Source organism: Streptomyces sp. PTY087I2, from assembly GCF_001687325.1.
Lineage (GTDB): Bacteria > Actinomycetota > Actinomycetes > Streptomycetales > Streptomycetaceae > Streptomyces.
The window spans coordinates 123,218-140,780 of the sequence record NZ_LZRD01000024.1; the positions used below are offsets into that span (position 1 = coordinate 123,218).

A 17,563-nucleotide genomic window follows, 5' to 3' on the forward strand; every position below is an offset into this window, starting at 1 on the left:
TCCCCTCGCTCGTCCCCGGTGGACGTGGACGGACCGGGCGTCAGGACCAGGCCCCCCGCTCGCTCAGCACCGTACGCAGCGTCTCGATGTGATCGGTCATGATGCCATCCACGCCGAGGTCCAGGAGCGCCGCCATCCGCTCCGGTTCGTTCACCGTCCAGACGTGCACCTGGAGCCCCAGCGCGTGCGCGGTACGGACGAAGCGGGCGTCCACCACGGGGATGGGGCCCTGCCGCTCGGGGACCTGCGCGCAGACCGCGCCCGCCCGCAGCGCCGCCGGGATCCCGTACGACCGCAGGCGCAGCCCCACCACGCCCCGCACGCCGTACGACGTGGCCAGCCGGGGCCCCGCCAGCCGGTGCGCCCGGGCCACCCGGGCCTCCGAGAACGAGCCGACGCAGATCCGGTCCCAGGCATCGGTCCGGCGGATCAGGGCGAGCAGCGGCTCCAGCGCCGATTCGGCCTTCAGGTCCACGTTCCAGCGGGCCTCGGGGAACTCCTCCAGCAGTTCCTCGAAGAGCGGAAGCGGTTCGGCGCCCCCGACCCGGGCCCGGCTCACCTCGCTCCAGGGCAGCTCGGCGATCCGGCCCCGGGCGTCGGTGACCCGGTCCAGCGTCGCGTCGTGGAAGGCGACCAGCCGGCCGTCCGCCGTGGTGTGCACATCGGTCTCGAAGTAGCGGTAGCCCGCGTCCGACGCCCGGCGGAAGGCGGTCACGGTGTTCTCCACGCCGTCCGCCGCCCCGCCGCGATGGGCGAAGGCGATCGGCGTCGGGTGGTCGAGATAGGGGTGGCTCGGATTCACTGCGGCAGTATGGCCTGCCCGGACGTCGGAGCGGCAACGGGCCCGGAACCGGCGGCCGGCGCGGGGGTGGACGGCTCGCCCGAGGCGACGACCACACCCGGGCCGGACGCCTCCGGGAGCGCGAACATCCGCAGGAAGAACTGGGCCAGCGGGCCGATGGCCAGCGCGTACAGCACCGTGCCCGCTCCCAGCGAGCCGCCCAGCAGGAAGCCGGTCACCACGACCGCCACCTCGATCGCCGTACGGACCAGCCGGATCGAGCGGCCGGTGATCTGGTTCAGCCCGGTCATCAGGCCGTCCCGGGGGCCGGGGCCGAACCGGGCCGCGATGTACAGCCCGGTCGCCACGCCGTTGAGGACGATGCCGAGCACCATCACCGGGATACGGACGCCGAGTGCGTCCAGATCGCCGACCACCGCGAGCGTTCCGTCCATCGCAAGACCGACCACGAAGACGTTCGAGACGGTGCCGAGCCCCGGCCGCTGGCGCAGCGGGATCCACAGCAGCAGCACCACCGCGCCGACGATGATCGACACCACACCGATCGAGATCCCGGTCAGCTCCGCGAGGCCCTGGTGCAGCACACCCCACGGCTCCAGCCCCAGCCCCGCGCGCACCAGGAGCGCGGAACTCGCCCCGTACAGCGCCAGGCCGGCGTACAGCTGGACCAGCCGCCGGGTGAGATGCGTGGTGCTCCGGTCGGTGGTCCTGGCCACGTTGTGCCCCCTGATGTAGTGGTGGTGGACTGCTCTGTGCCACCCTGTGGCAGGGGATCGGCCACCAACTATGGCCAATGCGAGGAAGGTGGACTGATTTCGATGGCGCAGTGGACATCGACGGTGGGAGCGGCCCAGCTCGCCCGGCAGCTCCGGTCACAACAGGCCCGGCCCACCGGCCCGGGCGGCCGCAAGCCGCCCGCGTACCGCGCGCTCGCCGACGGTGTACGGCTGCTCGTCCTGGAAGGCCGCGTTCCGGTCGCCGCCCGGCTCCCCGCCGAACGCGAACTGGCCCTCGCCCTGTCGGTGAGCCGCACGACCGTCGCCGCCGCCTACGAGGCGCTGCGCGCCGAAGGGTTCCTGGAGTCCCGGCGCGGCGCGGGCAGCTGGACCGCCGTCCCGGCCGGCAACCCGCTGCCCGCCCGCGGCCTCGAACCGCTGCCGCCGGAGTCGCTCGGCTCGATGATCGACCTGGGCTGCGCGGCCCTGCCCGCGCCCGAGCCCTGGCTGACCCGGGCGGTCCAGGGGGCGCTGGAGGAGCTGCCGCCGTACGCCCACACGCACGGCGACTACCCGGCCGGGCTGCCCGCCCTGCGCCGGATGATCGCCGACCGCTACACCGCTCTCGGTATCCCGACCATGCCGGAACAGATCATGGTCACCACCGGCGCGATGGGTGCCATCGACGCGATCTGTCACCTCTTCGCGGGCCGCGGCGAACGGATCGCGGTCGAGTCCCCCAGTTACGCCAACATCCTCCAGCTGATGCGCGAGACGGGCGCCCGCCTCGTCCCGGTCGCGATGGAGGAGGGGCTCGGCGGCTGGGACATGAACCGCTGGCGCCAGGTGCTGCGGGACGCCGCGCCCCGGCTCGCCTATGTGGTCGCCGACTTCCACAACCCCACCGGCGCGCTCGCCGACGAACAGCAGCGCCGCGACCTGGTGGAGGCGGCCCGGTCCGCCGGAACGGTCCTCGTCGTCGACGAGACCATGAACGAACTCCGCCTGGACGCCGACATCGACATGCCGCGCCGGGTCTGTGCCTTCGACCCGGCCGGCAGCACGGTCCTGACCGTCGGATCGGCCAGCAAGGCCTTCTGGGCCGGTATGCGCATCGGCTGGGTGCGCGCTGCCCCGGACGTCATCCGCAGCCTGGTCGCCGCCCGCGCCTACGCCGACATGGGCACGCCCGTCCTGGAACAGCTCGCCATCAACTGGCTCATGAGCACCGGCGGCTGGGAACAGGCCGTCGAGGTCCGCCGGAGCCAGGCCCGGGAGAACCGGGACGCCCTGGTCGCGGCGGTGCGCCGGGAGCTGCCGGACTGGGAGTTCACCGTGCCGCGCGGCGGGCTGACGCTCTGGGTGCGCACCGGCGGCATCTCCGGGTCGCGGCTGGCCGTCGCGGGCGAACGCGTCGGCGTCCGCGTGCCGTCGGGCCCCCGCTTCGGGGTCGACGGGGCCTTCGAGGGGTACGTACGGCTGCCGTTCACGGTGAGCGGGCCGGTCGCCGACGAGGCGGCCGTACGCCTGGCCGCCGCAGTGGACCTGGTGCGCTCCGGGGCGGGCGCGGGGGCCGACACCCCGCGCTCCTTCGTGGCCTGAGGACCGACGCGACAGGACGGCGGGCGGGGAGCGAGCCTGATGGCCCGCTCCCCGCGCGAGCCTGATGGCCCGCTCCCCGCCCGCCGTCCTGTTCGGATCCGCCCGGCTCAGCTCTCGGCGCCGGCCGGCTGCGCCTTCGCCAGCGGCTCGGACGGCCGGGCCTCGGCGACCATCGCCTCCACCGGAACGGCCGCCGCCTCCCCGGCCACCGGCACCGACGCCGTCGCCGGGCCCTCGTCGTCGGGCTCCCGCACGGGCGCCGCCTCCATCGGGTCGCCCCGGCCGGGCAGCAGGTCGAGCACCGCCTGCCGGTGCGCGTCGCTCGTGGCGTCGTCGTACGGGTCCGGGGTGGCGGGCACCTGGAGCCGCAGGACAGGGCCCGTGCCGAGCCGGACGTAGCCGCGGCCCGCGGGGACCTCGGGCGGGGGAGTGGTGTGCGGTCCGGCGCCGAGGACGGCCTCGATCTGCTCCGGGGAGGCAGGGCCGAGCACCGCGCGGGCGCGGGTGTGGGTCCGGACGGTCTCCGTGAGGGTGTCCAGCGCGTCGAACTGCTCGGCCAGCACGACGGTGACCTGGGCCGCCCGGCCGTGCCGCAGCGGGATCCGGAGCAGCTCCTGCGGGTCGGGCCTGCCGTCGGCCGCCGCGAGATGACCGAGGACACCGGGGCGGTCCAGCAGGATCCACAGCGGGCGGCGGATGTCGTCCGGCGCCGTGCGGCCGCTCTGGCGGGCCAGATTGGCGGTGATCAGGCGGCGCTCCGTCTCGTGCGCCGCCCACTCCAGCGTGGCCAGCGCCCCGCCGAGCCCGGACTCCACGGCGAGGACGCCGTTCCGGCCGGTGAGAGCGGCGTACTCACCGGTCCCGCCGCCGTCGACGATGATCACGTCGCCGTGCTGGAGGGCCTGGAGAGCGATCGAGCGGAGCAGGGTCGTGGTGCCGCCGCCGGGCTGCCCCACGGCCAGCAGATGCGGTTCGGTGGAGCGGCCGCCGGTCCGCCAGACGACCGGCGAGGCGTCCACCGTGGTGTCGCCGTCGCGCACGGGGACGGTGCGTGAGACGGAGTGCGGGTCGGTGAAGCCGAGGACCGTCTCGCCGGGGGCGGCGACGAAGCGCTGGGCGGCGATCGTCGTGGGGAGCGCGTCCAGCACGGTCAGAACGAGGCGATTGGCCTCCTCGTCCCAGCCGAAGTGGTACTCGCGGCCCCGGCCGGACTTGGTGTGGAGCAACTGCTCGATCCGGGAGCGGGCGGCGGCGTCGCCGTCCATGAAGTACGCGGGGTAGGAGATCCGGAGGCTCGTGAGCCGCCCGTCCTGGTCGAAGGCGTACGCGTCGAAGGCCTTCGACCAGTCGCCGCCATGGGCGAACAGCGGATCGGGGTCGTCGGCGGTGGAGAAGTACGGCACGAGCGCCTCGTACAGCGACCGCAGGCGCGCGGTCTCCGACTCGTCGGGCCCGGTCCGCACGGGGGTCCGCTCCCGCCCCTTCCACGCGGCAGCGCCCATCACCGTGATCAGGGCCAGGATCGGCCCGTACGGGACGAGCGCCACCACCAGCACGCAGGCCGCGGCGAGGAACAGCTTGGGACCACGCCGTTCCTTGGGGGTGGCGACCCACTTCTGCCGGCCCGACACGGCCAGCAGCCGCAGTCCGCGGACCACCGTGATCAGCGGATGGAGGACATCGGTGGCACTGTCGGCGGCCGTGCGCGCGATCTCTCTGCCGCGAGTGATCGAAGCGCTGCCGCTGCTCAGAATGCGGGGGAGTGGTCGCCGGGCCACGTCGGTCTCCTGAAGGGGTGGGAGCGGTTGCGGAGCGTCAGAACTTGATCCCGCCCAGCAGGCCGGCGAGGCTCGCCCCGCCCGCCGTGATGCTCGGGGCGATGGCGGTGCCGGCCAGATAGAAGCCGAACAGGGCACAGACGATGGCGTGGGAGGCCTTGAGCCCGTCCTTCTTGAAGAACAGGAAGACGATGATGGCGAGCAGGACCACGCCCGAGATGGAAAGGATCATGAGCGGTTCTCTCCTGGTTGAAGGGGACAGTCACCATGAGTCCTTCCAGCATCACGGGAAGTATCTATACGACAAAAGGTGCAATCGAGTGAATATCCCGCGCTTTCACTTGACTGGCTCACAGAAGTAGGCGCCTGGGGAGCGGCATCACCCGGCCCGTGCCGGGCAGGATCAGCTGCGGTGATCCCTTGCCGCATCCGGGCCGGGTCATGTCGGCCCGGGAGCAGTACCCTGTCGATTCACTCGTACGGCCCCCCCGCCGTACTCCCCACCAGGTCAACCACGGCGGTGAGCAGCCGTGGCAGCAGTCAAAGGAAGGCGGCTTTGTCCCGATGAGCGAAACCCCCGATCCCGAGGTGGTCGAGCTGGCGACCAAGGTCTTCGACCTGGCCCGCACCGGCGACACCGAGGCCCTCACCGCGTACGTCGAGGCCGGAGTCCCCGCCAACCTCACCAACGACCGGGGCGACACGCTGCTGATGCTCGCCGCCTACCACGGGCACGCCGCCACGGTCGCCGCCCTCGTCGCCCGCGACGCCGACCCGGACCGGGCCAACGACCGGGGCCAGACCCCGCTGGCCGGAGCCGTCTTCAAGGGCGAGGACGCCGTCATCGACGCCCTGCTCGCCGCCGGCGCCGACCCGGCCGCCGGAACCCCGTCCGCGCTGGACACGGCCCGGATGTTCGGCAAGGCCGACCTGCTGGAACGCTTCGGTGCGCGGTGAGACGCCGGCGGGGGCGCCGCTGGGCGCGTCCGCCGTGGGCTTCGCTGACCGGTCCGTCGTAAATGTGGTCGCGGTGGCGAAATGGCTGGGTCATCATGACGTCGCGGGCCCGCTCAGGGCCACCGACGAGAGGCAGAGGAAGATGCTCTACACCAGGCGAAAGACGGCGGTCGGCCGATCATGTCACTGCGCGGCGTAACGGTGTCCCCCCGGACATCCCCACGTGCCGAGAGGCACGGGGCACTGCACAGTCCCGGTTGCGTCGACAGCTTGATGTGAGGCTTTCTCCCATGTTCGATCCGTTCATAGCGCCGAGCGGCACCCTGCTCGGCCTGTTGCAGAGGGGCCGCGGCGACGGCACGCTCCACGCGCTCGCCGCACCGCGCCCCGAGGCCCTCGCGGCCCTCAACCACTGCGTCGTGAGCGACCCCCGCCACGACTGGCAGGTGGAGAACCGCTCCCTCTACTACGCGCGCCTCTACCTCGACCTCGACGGCGGTATCGAGGAGATCGAGCGGCACCTCGCCGATCCCGACGACCCCATCGACACCGACGACTCCCGCACCGGTCTGGCGCTCTCGGTCCTCGGCCACCTCGCCTCCTACGGACGCGACGACGCCCTGGCCCTGCTCCGCCGCTACGCCGCGACCGGCGCCAACTGGGCCTGGGCCCTGGACGAGCTGGCCCTGCGCGACGACGACGCCGGCCTGCGCTCCCTCGCGCTGCCCGTCCTCGCCCGCTTCCCGGCCACCGACCAGGGCGCGGCCGACCTCGCCGCCGCCGTACGCGACTCCTTCGAGCCCCGCCCCTGGCGCCTGTGGGCCGACGACCCGCGCGAAGCGGTCGGCGCCCGCGTCCGCGCCGCCGGCGAACAGGGCTCGTTCGACCGATGGCAGCGCCAGATGCGCCCCGGGGGTCCCCGCCCCGGCTGGAGCGTCCAGGCCGTCTTCGACTGGGCCCAGCAGGCCCTGGAACGCGGCAGCGAACTGCACGTCCCCGCGGCCCGCTGCCTCACCGCCGTCGCCGGACCCGACGACCTTCCCCAGATCGTCGAGGCCGCCCGCAGCGGCCCGGAAGGCGCCCGCTGCGCCGCCCTGCACTACCTCGCGGAGACCGGCGAACCCGTCGTCCTCGACCTCATCGAGGCCGCCGCCCTCAGCCCCTCCCGCACCGTCGCCCACGCGGCCATCGCCGCCTTCGAGCGGATGACCGGCGACGACGCCGTCGAGCGGGCCCGGCGCTGGGCCCGCCGCCCCGACGCACTCGGCGCCTCCGCCGCCGGAGTGCTCGCCTGCCGAGGCACCGCCCAGGACGCTCCCCAAGTCCTCGGCGCGCTCCGGGAGGCCGTACGCGGCGACGGACCCGACGCCCCCCGGCTGTGGACCCTCGTCGACGGAGCCGGCCGCCTCGGCATCGCCTGCGCCGCCCCCGTCCTGCGCCACGTCTACCGCGAGACGTCCTCCTCGCACCTGCGGGGCCGGGCCGCCCGCGCCTTGGCCGCCACCGATCCGTCCTTCGCGACCGGATTCGCGGTCGAGTGCCTCTGGGACTGCGAGGAGACCACCCGCGAGGTGGCCGCCCTGCACGCCGAGACCGGCGACATCCGCGTCGCCGAACGCCTGCGCCGCCTCGCCGCCGACCCGGCCGAGGAGGCCGAGGTCCAGACGGCGGTACGCAGCCGGATCGGGCCGGACGCGTCGGCTGTCTGACCGCACGGTTCCTTGGGAGGAGGGTCGCTGTCAGACCCTCCTCCTACGCTTTTCACCATGGACAGCAACGAGTGGTGGGGGCTCGTCGAACGGGCTCGTGAAGGGGTCGGGGACCGGGCGGACGACCGGGACGCGCCCGACGATCCGCTGCCGGGCGCGCTGACGGACGTGCTCGCGGCCCTGGAGCCGCAGCGGATCGTGGACTTCGCCGTCATGGCGGTGCAGGTGACCGATTCCGCCTACCGGTGGCCCCTCTGGAACGCGGCCTACCTCATCGAGGGCGGCTGCGGTGACGACGGCTTCATGGACTTCCGCGACGGGCTCGCCCTGCTGGGGCGGGAGACCTTCACCCGGGCGGTGGCCGATCCCGACTCACTGGCCGCCTTGCCGGTGGTGGTCCGGATGGGCCGGGGCGAGCGCGGCTGGATCGGATACGAGTCGCTGAGCGCGCCGGTGACCGAGGCCTACCGGCGCGTCCGGGGCGAGACCGACTCGCTCGACGCGGCCGTGGAGGCGGCGCTGCGCGGACGCATACGCCCGGCGGCCCCGGCGGGCGAGAGCTGGGACGCCGAGGACGACGAGGCGAACCGCAGGCGGCTGCCCCGGCTGGCCGCGCTCTTCCTGGACTGAGCCCTGGACTGAGCCCTGGACTGAGCCCTGGACTGAGTCCTGGACCGAGCGCTCCGAACGATTTCCCGCCCCTGCGAGGTCAAGGGCGCGGGCACAGAATGGCGCCATGACCGGACGCTGGGAGTTCTGGATCGACCGGGGCGGCACCTTCACCGACATCGTGGGCCGCCGCCCCGACGGCCGGCTGATCACCCGCAAGCTCCTCTCCCACGACCCCGGCCGCTACGACGACGCGGCCGTCGCCGGAATCCGGCTGCTTCTCGGCCTGGACCCCGGCGAACCGGTGCCCGCCGACCGGGTCGCCGCCGTCCGGATGGGCACCACCGTCGCCACCAACGCCCTGCTGGAACGGCGGGGCGAACCGACCGTCCTGCTGATCACCGAGGGGTTCCGGGACGCGCTGCGGATCGCGTACCAGAACCGGCCGCGCCTCTTCGACCGGCACATCGTCCTGCCCGAAACCGTCCACGAGCGCGTGATCGAGGTCCCCGAACGGATCGACGCCCACGGCCGCACCGTACGGCCCCTGGAGCTCTACCCCGTTCACGAACAGCTGCGCGCCGCCCACGCCGAGGGCCTGCGCAGTGCCGCCGTCGTCCTGATGCACGGCTACCGCCACCCCGACCACGAACGGGCCGTCGCCGAGGCGGCCCGGGAGGCGGGCTTCACCCAGGTCAGCAGCTCCCACGAGGTCAGCCCGCTGATCAGGCTCGTCCCCCGCGGCGACACCACGGTCGTCGACGCCTACCTCTCACCCGTCCTCGGCCGGTACGTCGACGAGGTCGCCGCCCGCCTCGACGGGATCCGGCTGATGTTCCTCCAGTCCAACGGCGGCCTGCGCGAAGCCGCCCGCTTCCGCGGCAAGGACGCCGTCCTCTCCGGACCGGCCGGAGGCGTCGTCGGCATGGTCCGCACCTCGCAGCAGGCCGGCCACGACCGGGTCATCGGCTTCGACATGGGCGGCACCTCCACCGACGTCTCCCACTACGCCGGAGCGTTCGAACGGGAACTGGGCACGGAGGTCGCCGGGGTCCGGATGCGCGCCCCGATGATGAGCATCCACACCGTCGCGGCCGGCGGCGGCTCCGTCCTGCACTTCGACGGCAGCCGCTACCGCGTCGGCCCCGACTCGGCCGGCGCCGACCCCGGCCCCGCCTGCTACCGGCGGGGCGGCCCCCTCACCGTCACCGACGCCAACGTCATGCTCGGCCGCGTCCAGCCCGCCCACTTCCCGGCGGTCTTCGGCGCGGACGGAGACCTTCCGCTCGACGCCGACCTCGTACGCGAGCGGTTCGCCGAGCTCGCCGACGAGGTGGGGCGCGCCACCGGACGGCGGCCGGACGAGGCCGAGGCGGCGGCGGGATTCCTGGAGATCGCCGTGCTCAACATGGCCAACGCCGTCAAGAAGATCTCCGTGCAGCGCGGCCACGACATCACCCGCTACGCGCTCACCGGCTTCGGCGGCGCGGGCGGCCAGCACGTCTGCGCGGTCGCCGACGCGCTGGGCATCGACACCGTCCTCGTACCCCCGCTCGCCGGGGTGCTTTCCGCATATGGCATCGGCCTGGCCGACGCGACCGCGATGCGCGAGCAGTCGGTGGAGGCGGAGCTGGACGAGACCGTACGGGAGCGGGTCGAGCGGCTCTGCGCCGAGCTGGCCGACCGTACCCGCGAAGCCCTGCGCGCCGACGGAGTGCCCGACTCCGCGATCACCACCCGGGCCCGGATCCTGCTGCGGTACGCGGGGACGGACGCGGCGCTGCCGGTGGACCTGGACACCGAGGCCGCGATGGCCGAGGCGTTCGCCACCGCCCACCGGACCCGGTTCGGGTTCACGATGGACAAGCCCGTCGTCGTCGAGACGGTCTCGGTGGAAGCCACGGGGACGACCGGGGCCACGGACGCCATCGGGGCCATCGAGAACGAAGGGACCGCCGACGCGACCGCCGATGGCGCCGCGCCCGTCCCTGGCCTCGGCCCCGACTCCCACGACCCCCCACCGCCCCCGGCCGACACCGTGGACCTGTACGCCGAAGGGCGGTGGCAGCGCGCCCCGCTGCACCGGCGGGCGGATCTGCACGTCGGCACCACCGTCACCGGGCCCGCGATCGTCGCCGAGGACGACGCCACCACCGTCGTCGACCCCGGCTGGCAGGCCGAAGCCGCCCCCACCGGACATCTCGTCCTCACCCGCGGCAGCCCCCGCCCCGAACGCACCGCCGTCGGCACCCGGGTCGACCCGGTGATGCTGGAGGTCTTCAACAACCTCTTCATGTCCATCGCCGAGCAGATGGGCGTCCGCCTGGAGAACACCGCCCACTCCGTCAACATCAAGGAACGCCTCGACTTCTCCTGCGCCCTGTTCGACGCCGACGGAAACCTGATCGCCAACGCCCCGCACATCCCGGTCCATCTCGGCTCCATGGGGGAGTCCATCAAGGAGGTGCTCCGGCGCAACGAGGGGACCCTGCGCCCCGGTGACGTGTACGCCGTCAACGACCCGTACCACGGCGGCACCCACCTGCCCGACGTCACCGTGGTCACGCCCGTCTTCGACGAGGGGAAGCTCCGGTTCCTGGTCGCCTCGCGCGGACACCACGCGGAGATCGGCGGCATCACCCCCGGCTCCATGCCCGCCTTCAGCCGGACGATCCACGAGGAGGGCGTCCTCTTCGACAACTGGCTGCTCGTCCGCGACGGCCGGCTCCGCGAGGCCGAGACCCGCGACCTGCTCGCCTCCGCCCCGTACCCCTCCCGCTCCCCGGACACCAACCTCGCCGACCTGCGCGCCCAGATCGCCGCCAACGAGAAGGGCATCGCCGAACTGCGACGGATGACCGACCAGTTCGGGGCCGACGTCGTGGACGCGTACATGGGCCACGTCCAGGACAACGCCGAGGAGTCCGTACGCCGCATCGTCGCCGGACTGTACGACGGCCACTGCCGCTACGAGACCGACAGCGGAGCCGTGATCCAGGTCCGCCTGACCGTGGACCGCGACGCCCGCAGCGCCCACCTCGACTTCACCGGGACCTCCCCCCAGCAGCCCGGCAACGCCAACGCGCCCCGCTCCGTCGTCATGGCCGCCGTCCTCTACGTCTTCCGCACCCTCGTCGGCGAGGACATCCCGCTCAACAGCGGCTGCCTGAAGCCCCTGGACGTGACCATTCCGCCCGGCTCGATGCTCGACCCCAGCTATCCGGCGGCGACCGTCGCGGGCAACGTGGAGACCTCCCAGGCGGTCACCGGAGCCCTGTACGGGGCGATCGGCGGCCAGGCCGAGGGCTCGGGAACCATGAACAACCTCACCTTCGGCAACGACCACGTCCAGTACTACGAGACGATCGCCAGCGGCTCCGGGGCGGGCGACGGCTTCGACGGCGCCGACGCCGTACAGACCCATATGACCAACTCCCGGCTCACCGACCCCGAGATCCTGGAGTGGCGGCTGCCGGTCCGCCTGGAGTCCTTCGCCGTACGGGAGGACAGCGGGGGAGCGGGCCGGTGGCACGGCGGCCACGGCGTCGAGCGGCGCATCCGCTTCCTGGAACCCGTCACGATCGCCCTGCTCTCCGGACACCGCCGCGTCCCGCCGTACGGAGCGGGCGGCGGGGCGCCGGGGGCGCTCGGGGAGCAGTACATCGAGCGGGCGGGCGGCGAAGTGGTCCCGCTGGAGGGCTGCGACACCGCCGAACTGAAGGCCGGCGACGTGCTGGTGATCCGCACACCGGGCGGTGGGGGCTACGGGCCGTCGGGTGCGTGACAGGGGGCGTGACCCGGGGCGTGACCGGGGCGCGCGGGGTCGTCCGGAAGCCGTGGCGCAGCCGCCTGGCGCCGGTCGCATAAACGCCGTTTCGACCGTTGTCAGTGCGAGGACCTAATCTGTCCCACGTGACTTCGCCTGCCAACACGGACACCGCTGCGCCGCAGCTCAGCGCGGGGCCGCGGCCTGCCCCGGGCCCCGCCGCCGACGAGGGGCTCTCGCGGCGGCTGCGCGCGCTCGCGTGCACGGCGCCGCTGCACGACCTGGACGTCCGCAAGGCGAATCTGGCCGGCGAGTACACGGTGTACGCCATGGCGGAGGTCGCCCTCGCCGCGATCGACCACGTCACGCTCAACATGGACTTCGACACCGGGGCCGACCACGACCAGATAGTGGCCAGGCTGCTGCCCCGCGTCGCCGCCCAGGCCCCCGGCCGCCCCGTCGCCGAGCACGAACGGGTCGCCCGCTGGGTCCTGGAGAACCTGATCAACGTCGGCAGCGTCGACCGCGGCTTCCGCGCGGTCTACGGCACCTTCAACACCGACGGGGTCTACGTCCGCCGCGACTACGACTTCAAGCTCATCGAAGAGGTCCCCGGCTACGGCGGCACGGTCTACCTCCGCGCCACCGACGAAGCGGTCAACGTCCTCGTCGGCGCGCTGGACACCGACGTCACCAGCGCCCAGATCGCCGCCGAGGTCAAGCTGGAGGTCCTCATCAGCCGGGGTCGCCTCGCCGACGCCCAGCTCGCCGCCGAACAGGCCCGCTACCGCACCGTGCAGTACGCCGAGACCCTGCGCCGCACCCTGGAGGCCACCCGGCGCAACGTCCGCGCCGTCGACTGGCTGAACACCGTCCCGGACATGATCGCCGAGGCCCTCGACCACGTGGCCGACCGCTACCGCCACGAGAACGCGATCCTCACCAACATCCGCAAGGCCCGCGACGAGGCCGAGGACCCCGAGCACAAGCGCCGGGCCGCCGAGCTCGTCGACATCGTCAAGGACTGCATCCGCCGCCACACCCAGCTCCAGTCCCGGCTGCTGGAAGCGGGCCCCCTCTTCCGCGCCGAGCAGGACCGCCAGGCCTTCGCACCGCCCGCCCCCCACGTGGGACTCGATCTGTACGGGCAACTCCTCGCCCCGCTCCTCCCGCTCCCCGTCGAGCAGTCCACCCGGGCCACCGACGCCTTCTTCGCCCACGGCACCGGACTGCGCACCCCCACCTCCGTACGGATCGGGGACCTGGTCGACATGCTGCTCACCCCGCCCCTGGAGCGTGAGCACCTGGGCGCGGAGATGCCCGAGCCCGATCTGATCGCCACCCCGGACGACAGCCGGTTCAGCGAGGAGCAGCTCGCCCGCGCCATGACCCTGCTCGACCTGGAGCACGACGCCCCGCGCCGGCTCTCCGGACTGCTCGCCGAGGCCCGCCGCACCGGCGACACCGACCTGCCGTACCTGGTCGCCCTGCTCGCCGTCCACGCCGCCAGCCCGCCCGTCGGCACCGCCTACCGCCAGGGCGAGCGGCGCCTGCTGTTCGCCGTGGACGACGGGGCCGAGCTGGACGACCCGGAGTTCGGCGGCGCCGACCTCATCGTGGGCACCGCGCTGCTGGACGCTGTCGGCATGGCCGCCGACCGCCAGGAGGCCTCGTGACCGGCCCCGCCCGCCCCGAGCCCTCCGCCGTCTCTCCCGTCGCGGCCGGCCCCGCCCACCTTCCGCACCCGCACCACATCCGTATCCGTATCGAGGAGTCCCAGCCGTGAGCGACCACGACGCCGAGCACCCCGACGCGTGGACCGAGCCCTCCGCGCACGCCGGCCCCTCCACGACGTACGGGGCTCCCTCCACGACGTACGCGGGCGACTCCGCGCACACCTCTGCGCACACCGCCGAGCCGGCCGGGCAGACCCCCGTCACCCCGGCCGACGCCGCCGACGCCGCCCGGCTCGTCTCCTTCGGGCTCCAGCCCAAGCTGCTGCCCGCCCGCGACGCCGAATACGCCGACCTCCTGCGGCGCTACCGGGAGGAGAGCGCCTTCGCCCGGCTCGCCGACGCCGTCGCCACCGGTCTCGGCCTCGTCGTTCTGGAGGTCTCCCCGCGCGCGGGGATGGCCGTCACGGCGGGCGAGGACTCCGTCTTCGCCGTCCGCATGGGCGACTACGCCCGCCGCGCCTCCTCCGACGCCGCCGACCGCTTCCTGCACGGCCTCGCCCACCTCGCCGTCGCCGCCCTCGCCTTCCCGCGCCCCGAGGACCTCGCCGACGACGCGTACATCGGCCGCATCACGGTCAACGGCGTCGACGCCTTCGTACGCCAGGCCTGCCGACGGCTGGAGGAGCGCGCCGAGGAACAGGGCGACAACACCGACCCCGTCAGCGACGCCCCCGGCCTCGAAGCCGGCTGGCGGATCTACGCCCGCCGCAGCGCCACCGGCGCCACCAAGGACGCCCGCCGGCTCGCCGGATCCACCACCGGCATCATCGGCAAGGCCGTCGCCTTCCTCACCGACTCCGGCTTCCTCCAGCGCACCGGCGACGACGCGGGCGGCGCCTACCGCACCACCGCCCGCTACCAGCTCCAGGTCCGCGACCTGGCGGGCAGCGCCGCCATGGCCGAACTGCTGGAGCTCGGCGTCGTCCCCGTCACCGACGGCTCCGCCACCCTGCTGCCGCCGCCCGACCCTGACAGCGTGGAACTGGCCGCCGACGCGGGCCTGCCCTTCCACTCCTGACCCCGACCGGCCCGTACCACCCCCCGCCGCTCCACCCCCGCTCACCGAACGACGAGAGTCCGCCGCCATGTACGAGTTGTCCCGGGTCCGCCTCTACTCCATCGGGCCTGCCGGTGCGCGCTACGCCGACACCGTCCTCGACCTGCGCGGCGTCGGCGCACCCGTCCCCCACCCCGCCCCCGCCCAGGCGGAGTTCTTCGAGGAGGAGCCGGTCGGCCCGCCCCGCCGCCCCGCGCCCGCGGGCGTCCTGTTCCTGGAGAACGGCGGCGGCAAGTCCGTCCTGCTCAAGCTGATCTTCTCGGTGATGCTCCCCGGCCACCGCAACACCCTCGGCGGGGCCAGCTCCGGCGTGCTGCGCAAGTTCCTCCTCGCCGACGACTGCGGGCACGTCGCCCTGGAGTGGCAGCACACCCTCACCGGGGAGTGCGTCGTCGTCGGCAAGGTGAGCGAATGGCGGGGCCGCCAGGTCTCCAACGACCCGCGCAAGTTCGCCGAGGCCTGGTATTCGTTCCGCCCCGGCCCCGGGCTCAGCCTGGACAGCCTGCCCGTCGCCGAGGCCTCCGCCGTGGGCCGCCCCGCCGAAGGCGTCTCCGGGGCGCGCGGCAGGCGGCGCACCATGAAGGGCTTCCGCGACGCGCTGATGGACGCGGGCAAGTTCTACGCGCACCTCGACGTGCACTGGGAAGAGATCCACGACCGCTGGAACGAACACCTCGGCGACCTCGGCCTCGACCCCGAGCTCTTCCGCTACCAGCGCGAGATGAACGCCGACGAGGGCGAGGCCGCAGGCCTCTTCGCGGTGAAGAAGGACTCCGACTTCACCGACCTCCTGCTCCGCGCCGTCACCGACACCCGCGACACCGACGGCCTCGCCGACCTGGTCAGCGGCTTCGGCAACAAACTGGGCCGCCGCGCCGAGCTGACCGCCGAACGCGACTTCACCGCGGGCTCCGTCGATCTCCTGGGCCGCATCGTCGAGGCCACCGACACCCGCACCCGGGCCCGCGACATCCACGCCGGTGCCGAACGCCGCACCCGCACCCTGGCCCGCCGCCTCTCCGCCCGCGCCGCCGAGGAGCGCGGCCGCACCGCCGAGCTGGCCGAACGCGTCACCGCCGCCGCCCACACCGTCACCGAAGCCGAGTCCACCCGGGGCCGCCGGGCCCTGATCGCCGCCGAACTGGCCTACCGGCACGCCTCGCTGGCTCTGACCGCGGCCGAGAAGAGCGCCGCCGCCGGACGCAAGGAGCTGGTCGAGGCCCGCACCCTGCACTCCGCCTGGCAGGCCGCCGAAGCCGTCCTGCGCCACCGCGCCGCCGCCGACCGCTCCGCCAGGGTCGCCGCCGCCATCCGCGAGGCCGAACGCGACGCCGCCCCCGCCCTCGCCGCCCGCTCCGCCGCCGCCACCGACCTCGTCCGCGCCCTCCACAGGGCCGCCGAGGAGGGCGAACGCCTCGCCAACGAGGAGGAGGAGCGCTCCGACACCCTCCAGGCCACCGGCGAACGGGCCCACCGGGATGCCACGGTCGCCGCCACCGAGGCCCAGCGCGCCCGCAGCGAGGCCGGACACCTGCGCCAGCGCCTCGCCGAGGTCGGCCAGGAGACCGCCGAAGCCGTCCGCGCCGGCTGGCTCGACGACACCGCGCCCGACGCCGACCCCGCCCGCGCGGCCCTCGCCGCCAGCGACGCCGAACAGTCCGCCGTCGCCGCCTGGGACACCGCCCGCGAAGCCGCCCGCTCCGCCGCCGACACCGCCCGCGAGACGGCCGCCGCCGAGAGCCGCGCCGAACTGGCCGCCGCCCGCGCCGCCGACGCGGCCAAGGCCGCGGAGCGGGCTTACGAGGACGAGTACCTGGCCGCCGCGTCGATCGCCGCCGACCCCCGCCTCGCGGACCTCCTCGGCCTGCCCACGGGCACCGGCGTCCCGCACCCCCGCCGGGAGTCCGGCGACGAGGTGCCGGGCCCCGACCAGGGCAGCGCCCGCACCACTCCCACCGGCGACGACGCCACGACGACCGGCGGCCGCGGCGACGGTACGGGCACCGCGCCCGACGCCTCCCCGGACCGCGCCGTCGCCCTCGCCGACCAGCCCACCGCCCAGCAGCCCCTGACCGCCGAGGAGTTCGACCGCAGCGCCGACGAACTGCGCGAGCTCCTCGACCAGTCCGTCGCCGCCGCCGAACGCCGCCTCTTCGACCTGCGCACCGCCGCCGCCGACGACGCCCGCATCCTCGGCGCGCTCGGCGAGGGCGGGCTGCTGCCGCCCGGCCCCGACGTCCTGGCCACCGTCGAATACCTCGGCGAGCACGGCATCCCCGCCCTGCCCGGCTGGCGCTACCTCGCGCAGGCCGTCGACCCGGCCGACCACGCCGCCGTCCTCGCCGCCCGCCCCGAACTCGTCGACGGCGTCGTCATCACCGACCCCGACGCCCACACCCGCGCCCGTGAAGTCCTCGCCGGGGCCGCGCTGCTGCCCCGTTCGGCCGTCGCCGTCGGCACCGCCGCCGCCCTCCTCGCCCCCGTCCCGGCCCCCGGCACCGGCTCCGAGACCGCGAGCGACGGCGTCTTCCTCGTCCCGCCGAACCCGGCCATGCACGACGAACACGCCGCCGACGAGGAACGCCACGCGCTGCGCAGCCGCGCCGCCGCCCGCGACGAGGACATCAGGACGCTGGCCGCCCGCCTCTCCGGCGACCGCGCCCTCGCCTCCCGCATCGGCTCCTGGCGCGCCGACTGCCCGCCCGGCATGCTCGCCGAACTGGCCGAGGCCGCCGCCACCGCCCGTACGGCCGCGGAGAGCGCCGAAGCCGCCCTCGCCGAGGCCCGCACCGCCCGCGCCGAGGCAGACGAGGCCGCCGCCGACACCGCCC

General features: G+C 74.3%; 11 protein-coding genes and 1 pseudogene. 8 read left to right on the top strand and 4 right to left on the bottom strand.

Annotated features, from left to right (window positions below; genetic code table 11):
* Window positions 1–40: 40 nt before the first annotated feature.
* Window positions 41–802: a glycerophosphodiester phosphodiesterase gene (locus A3Q37_RS26240; RefSeq protein ID WP_065488096.1), complete on the bottom strand. Its 762-nt coding sequence runs from the start codon at window positions 800–802 to the stop codon at window positions 41–43.
* A complete protein-coding gene (locus tag A3Q37_RS26245; RefSeq protein ID WP_065488097.1) occupies window positions 799–1,518 on the bottom strand; it encodes a YitT family protein in 720 nt (239 codons plus the stop codon). The genes A3Q37_RS26240 and A3Q37_RS26245 overlap by 4 nt, the downstream gene beginning before the upstream one ends.
* A 102-nt stretch (window positions 1,519–1,620) precedes the next feature.
* Here A3Q37_RS26245 and A3Q37_RS26250 point away from each other — a divergent pair, with 102 nt between their 5' ends.
* Window positions 1,621–3,120, top strand: a complete 1,500-nt coding sequence (locus A3Q37_RS26250) for a PLP-dependent aminotransferase family protein (RefSeq protein WP_065488098.1) — start codon at window positions 1,621–1,623, stop codon at window positions 3,118–3,120.
* A gap of 107 nt (window positions 3,121–3,227) precedes the next feature.
* On the opposite strand, the gene A3Q37_RS26255 is transcribed toward A3Q37_RS26250, so the two are convergent.
* Both A3Q37_RS26255 and A3Q37_RS26260 read right to left on the bottom strand, forming a co-directional pair.
* Window positions 3,228–4,898 carry a hypothetical protein gene (locus A3Q37_RS26255; RefSeq protein ID WP_065488099.1) on the bottom strand — a complete coding sequence of 557 codons (1,671 nt, stop codon included), beginning with the start codon at window positions 4,896–4,898 and terminating at the stop codon, window positions 3,228–3,230.
* 37 nt (window positions 4,899–4,935) lie between these two features.
* Complete coding sequence (locus tag A3Q37_RS26260; protein ID WP_006123109.1) at window positions 4,936–5,130, bottom strand: hypothetical protein; 195 nt, start codon at window positions 5,128–5,130, stop codon at window positions 4,936–4,938.
* A gap of 332 nt (window positions 5,131–5,462) precedes the next feature.
* On the opposite strand from A3Q37_RS26260, the gene A3Q37_RS26265 reads away from it, so the two are divergent.
* From A3Q37_RS26265 to A3Q37_RS26300, 7 genes and pseudogenes are all read left to right on the top strand, one after another.
* Window positions 5,463–5,855: an ankyrin repeat domain-containing protein gene (locus A3Q37_RS26265; RefSeq protein WP_065488100.1), complete on the top strand. Its 393-nt coding sequence runs from the start codon at window positions 5,463–5,465 to the stop codon at window positions 5,853–5,855.
* A 290-nt stretch (window positions 5,856–6,145) separates the two neighbouring features.
* Window positions 6,146–7,564, top strand: a complete 1,419-nt coding sequence (locus A3Q37_RS26275) for a HEAT repeat domain-containing protein (protein WP_065488101.1) — start codon at window positions 6,146–6,148, stop codon at window positions 7,562–7,564.
* A gap of 57 nt (window positions 7,565–7,621) precedes the next feature.
* Window positions 7,622–8,194 carry a DUF4240 domain-containing protein gene (locus A3Q37_RS26280; protein WP_065488102.1) on the top strand — a complete coding sequence of 191 codons (573 nt, stop codon included), beginning with the start codon at window positions 7,622–7,624 and terminating at the stop codon, window positions 8,192–8,194.
* A 106-nt stretch (window positions 8,195–8,300) separates the two neighbouring features.
* Entirely contained in the window at window positions 8,301–11,957 is a 3,657-nt protein-coding gene (locus A3Q37_RS26285) for a hydantoinase B/oxoprolinase family protein (protein ID WP_065488103.1), read from the top strand.
* Between the two features lie 128 nt (window positions 11,958–12,085).
* The gene (locus tag A3Q37_RS26290) at window positions 12,086–13,615 is read left to right on the top strand and encodes a hypothetical protein (protein WP_065488104.1); all 1,530 of its coding nucleotides are present in this window, start codon (window positions 12,086–12,088) and stop codon (window positions 13,613–13,615) included.
* A gap of 106 nt (window positions 13,616–13,721) precedes the next feature.
* Window positions 13,722–14,693, top strand: coding sequence for a hypothetical protein (locus A3Q37_RS26295; RefSeq protein WP_065488105.1), 972 nt, complete (start codon window positions 13,722–13,724; stop codon window positions 14,691–14,693).
* 67 nt (window positions 14,694–14,760) lie between these two features.
* Window positions 14,761–17,563, top strand: a pseudogene (locus A3Q37_RS26300) (hypothetical protein); the annotation flags it as partial.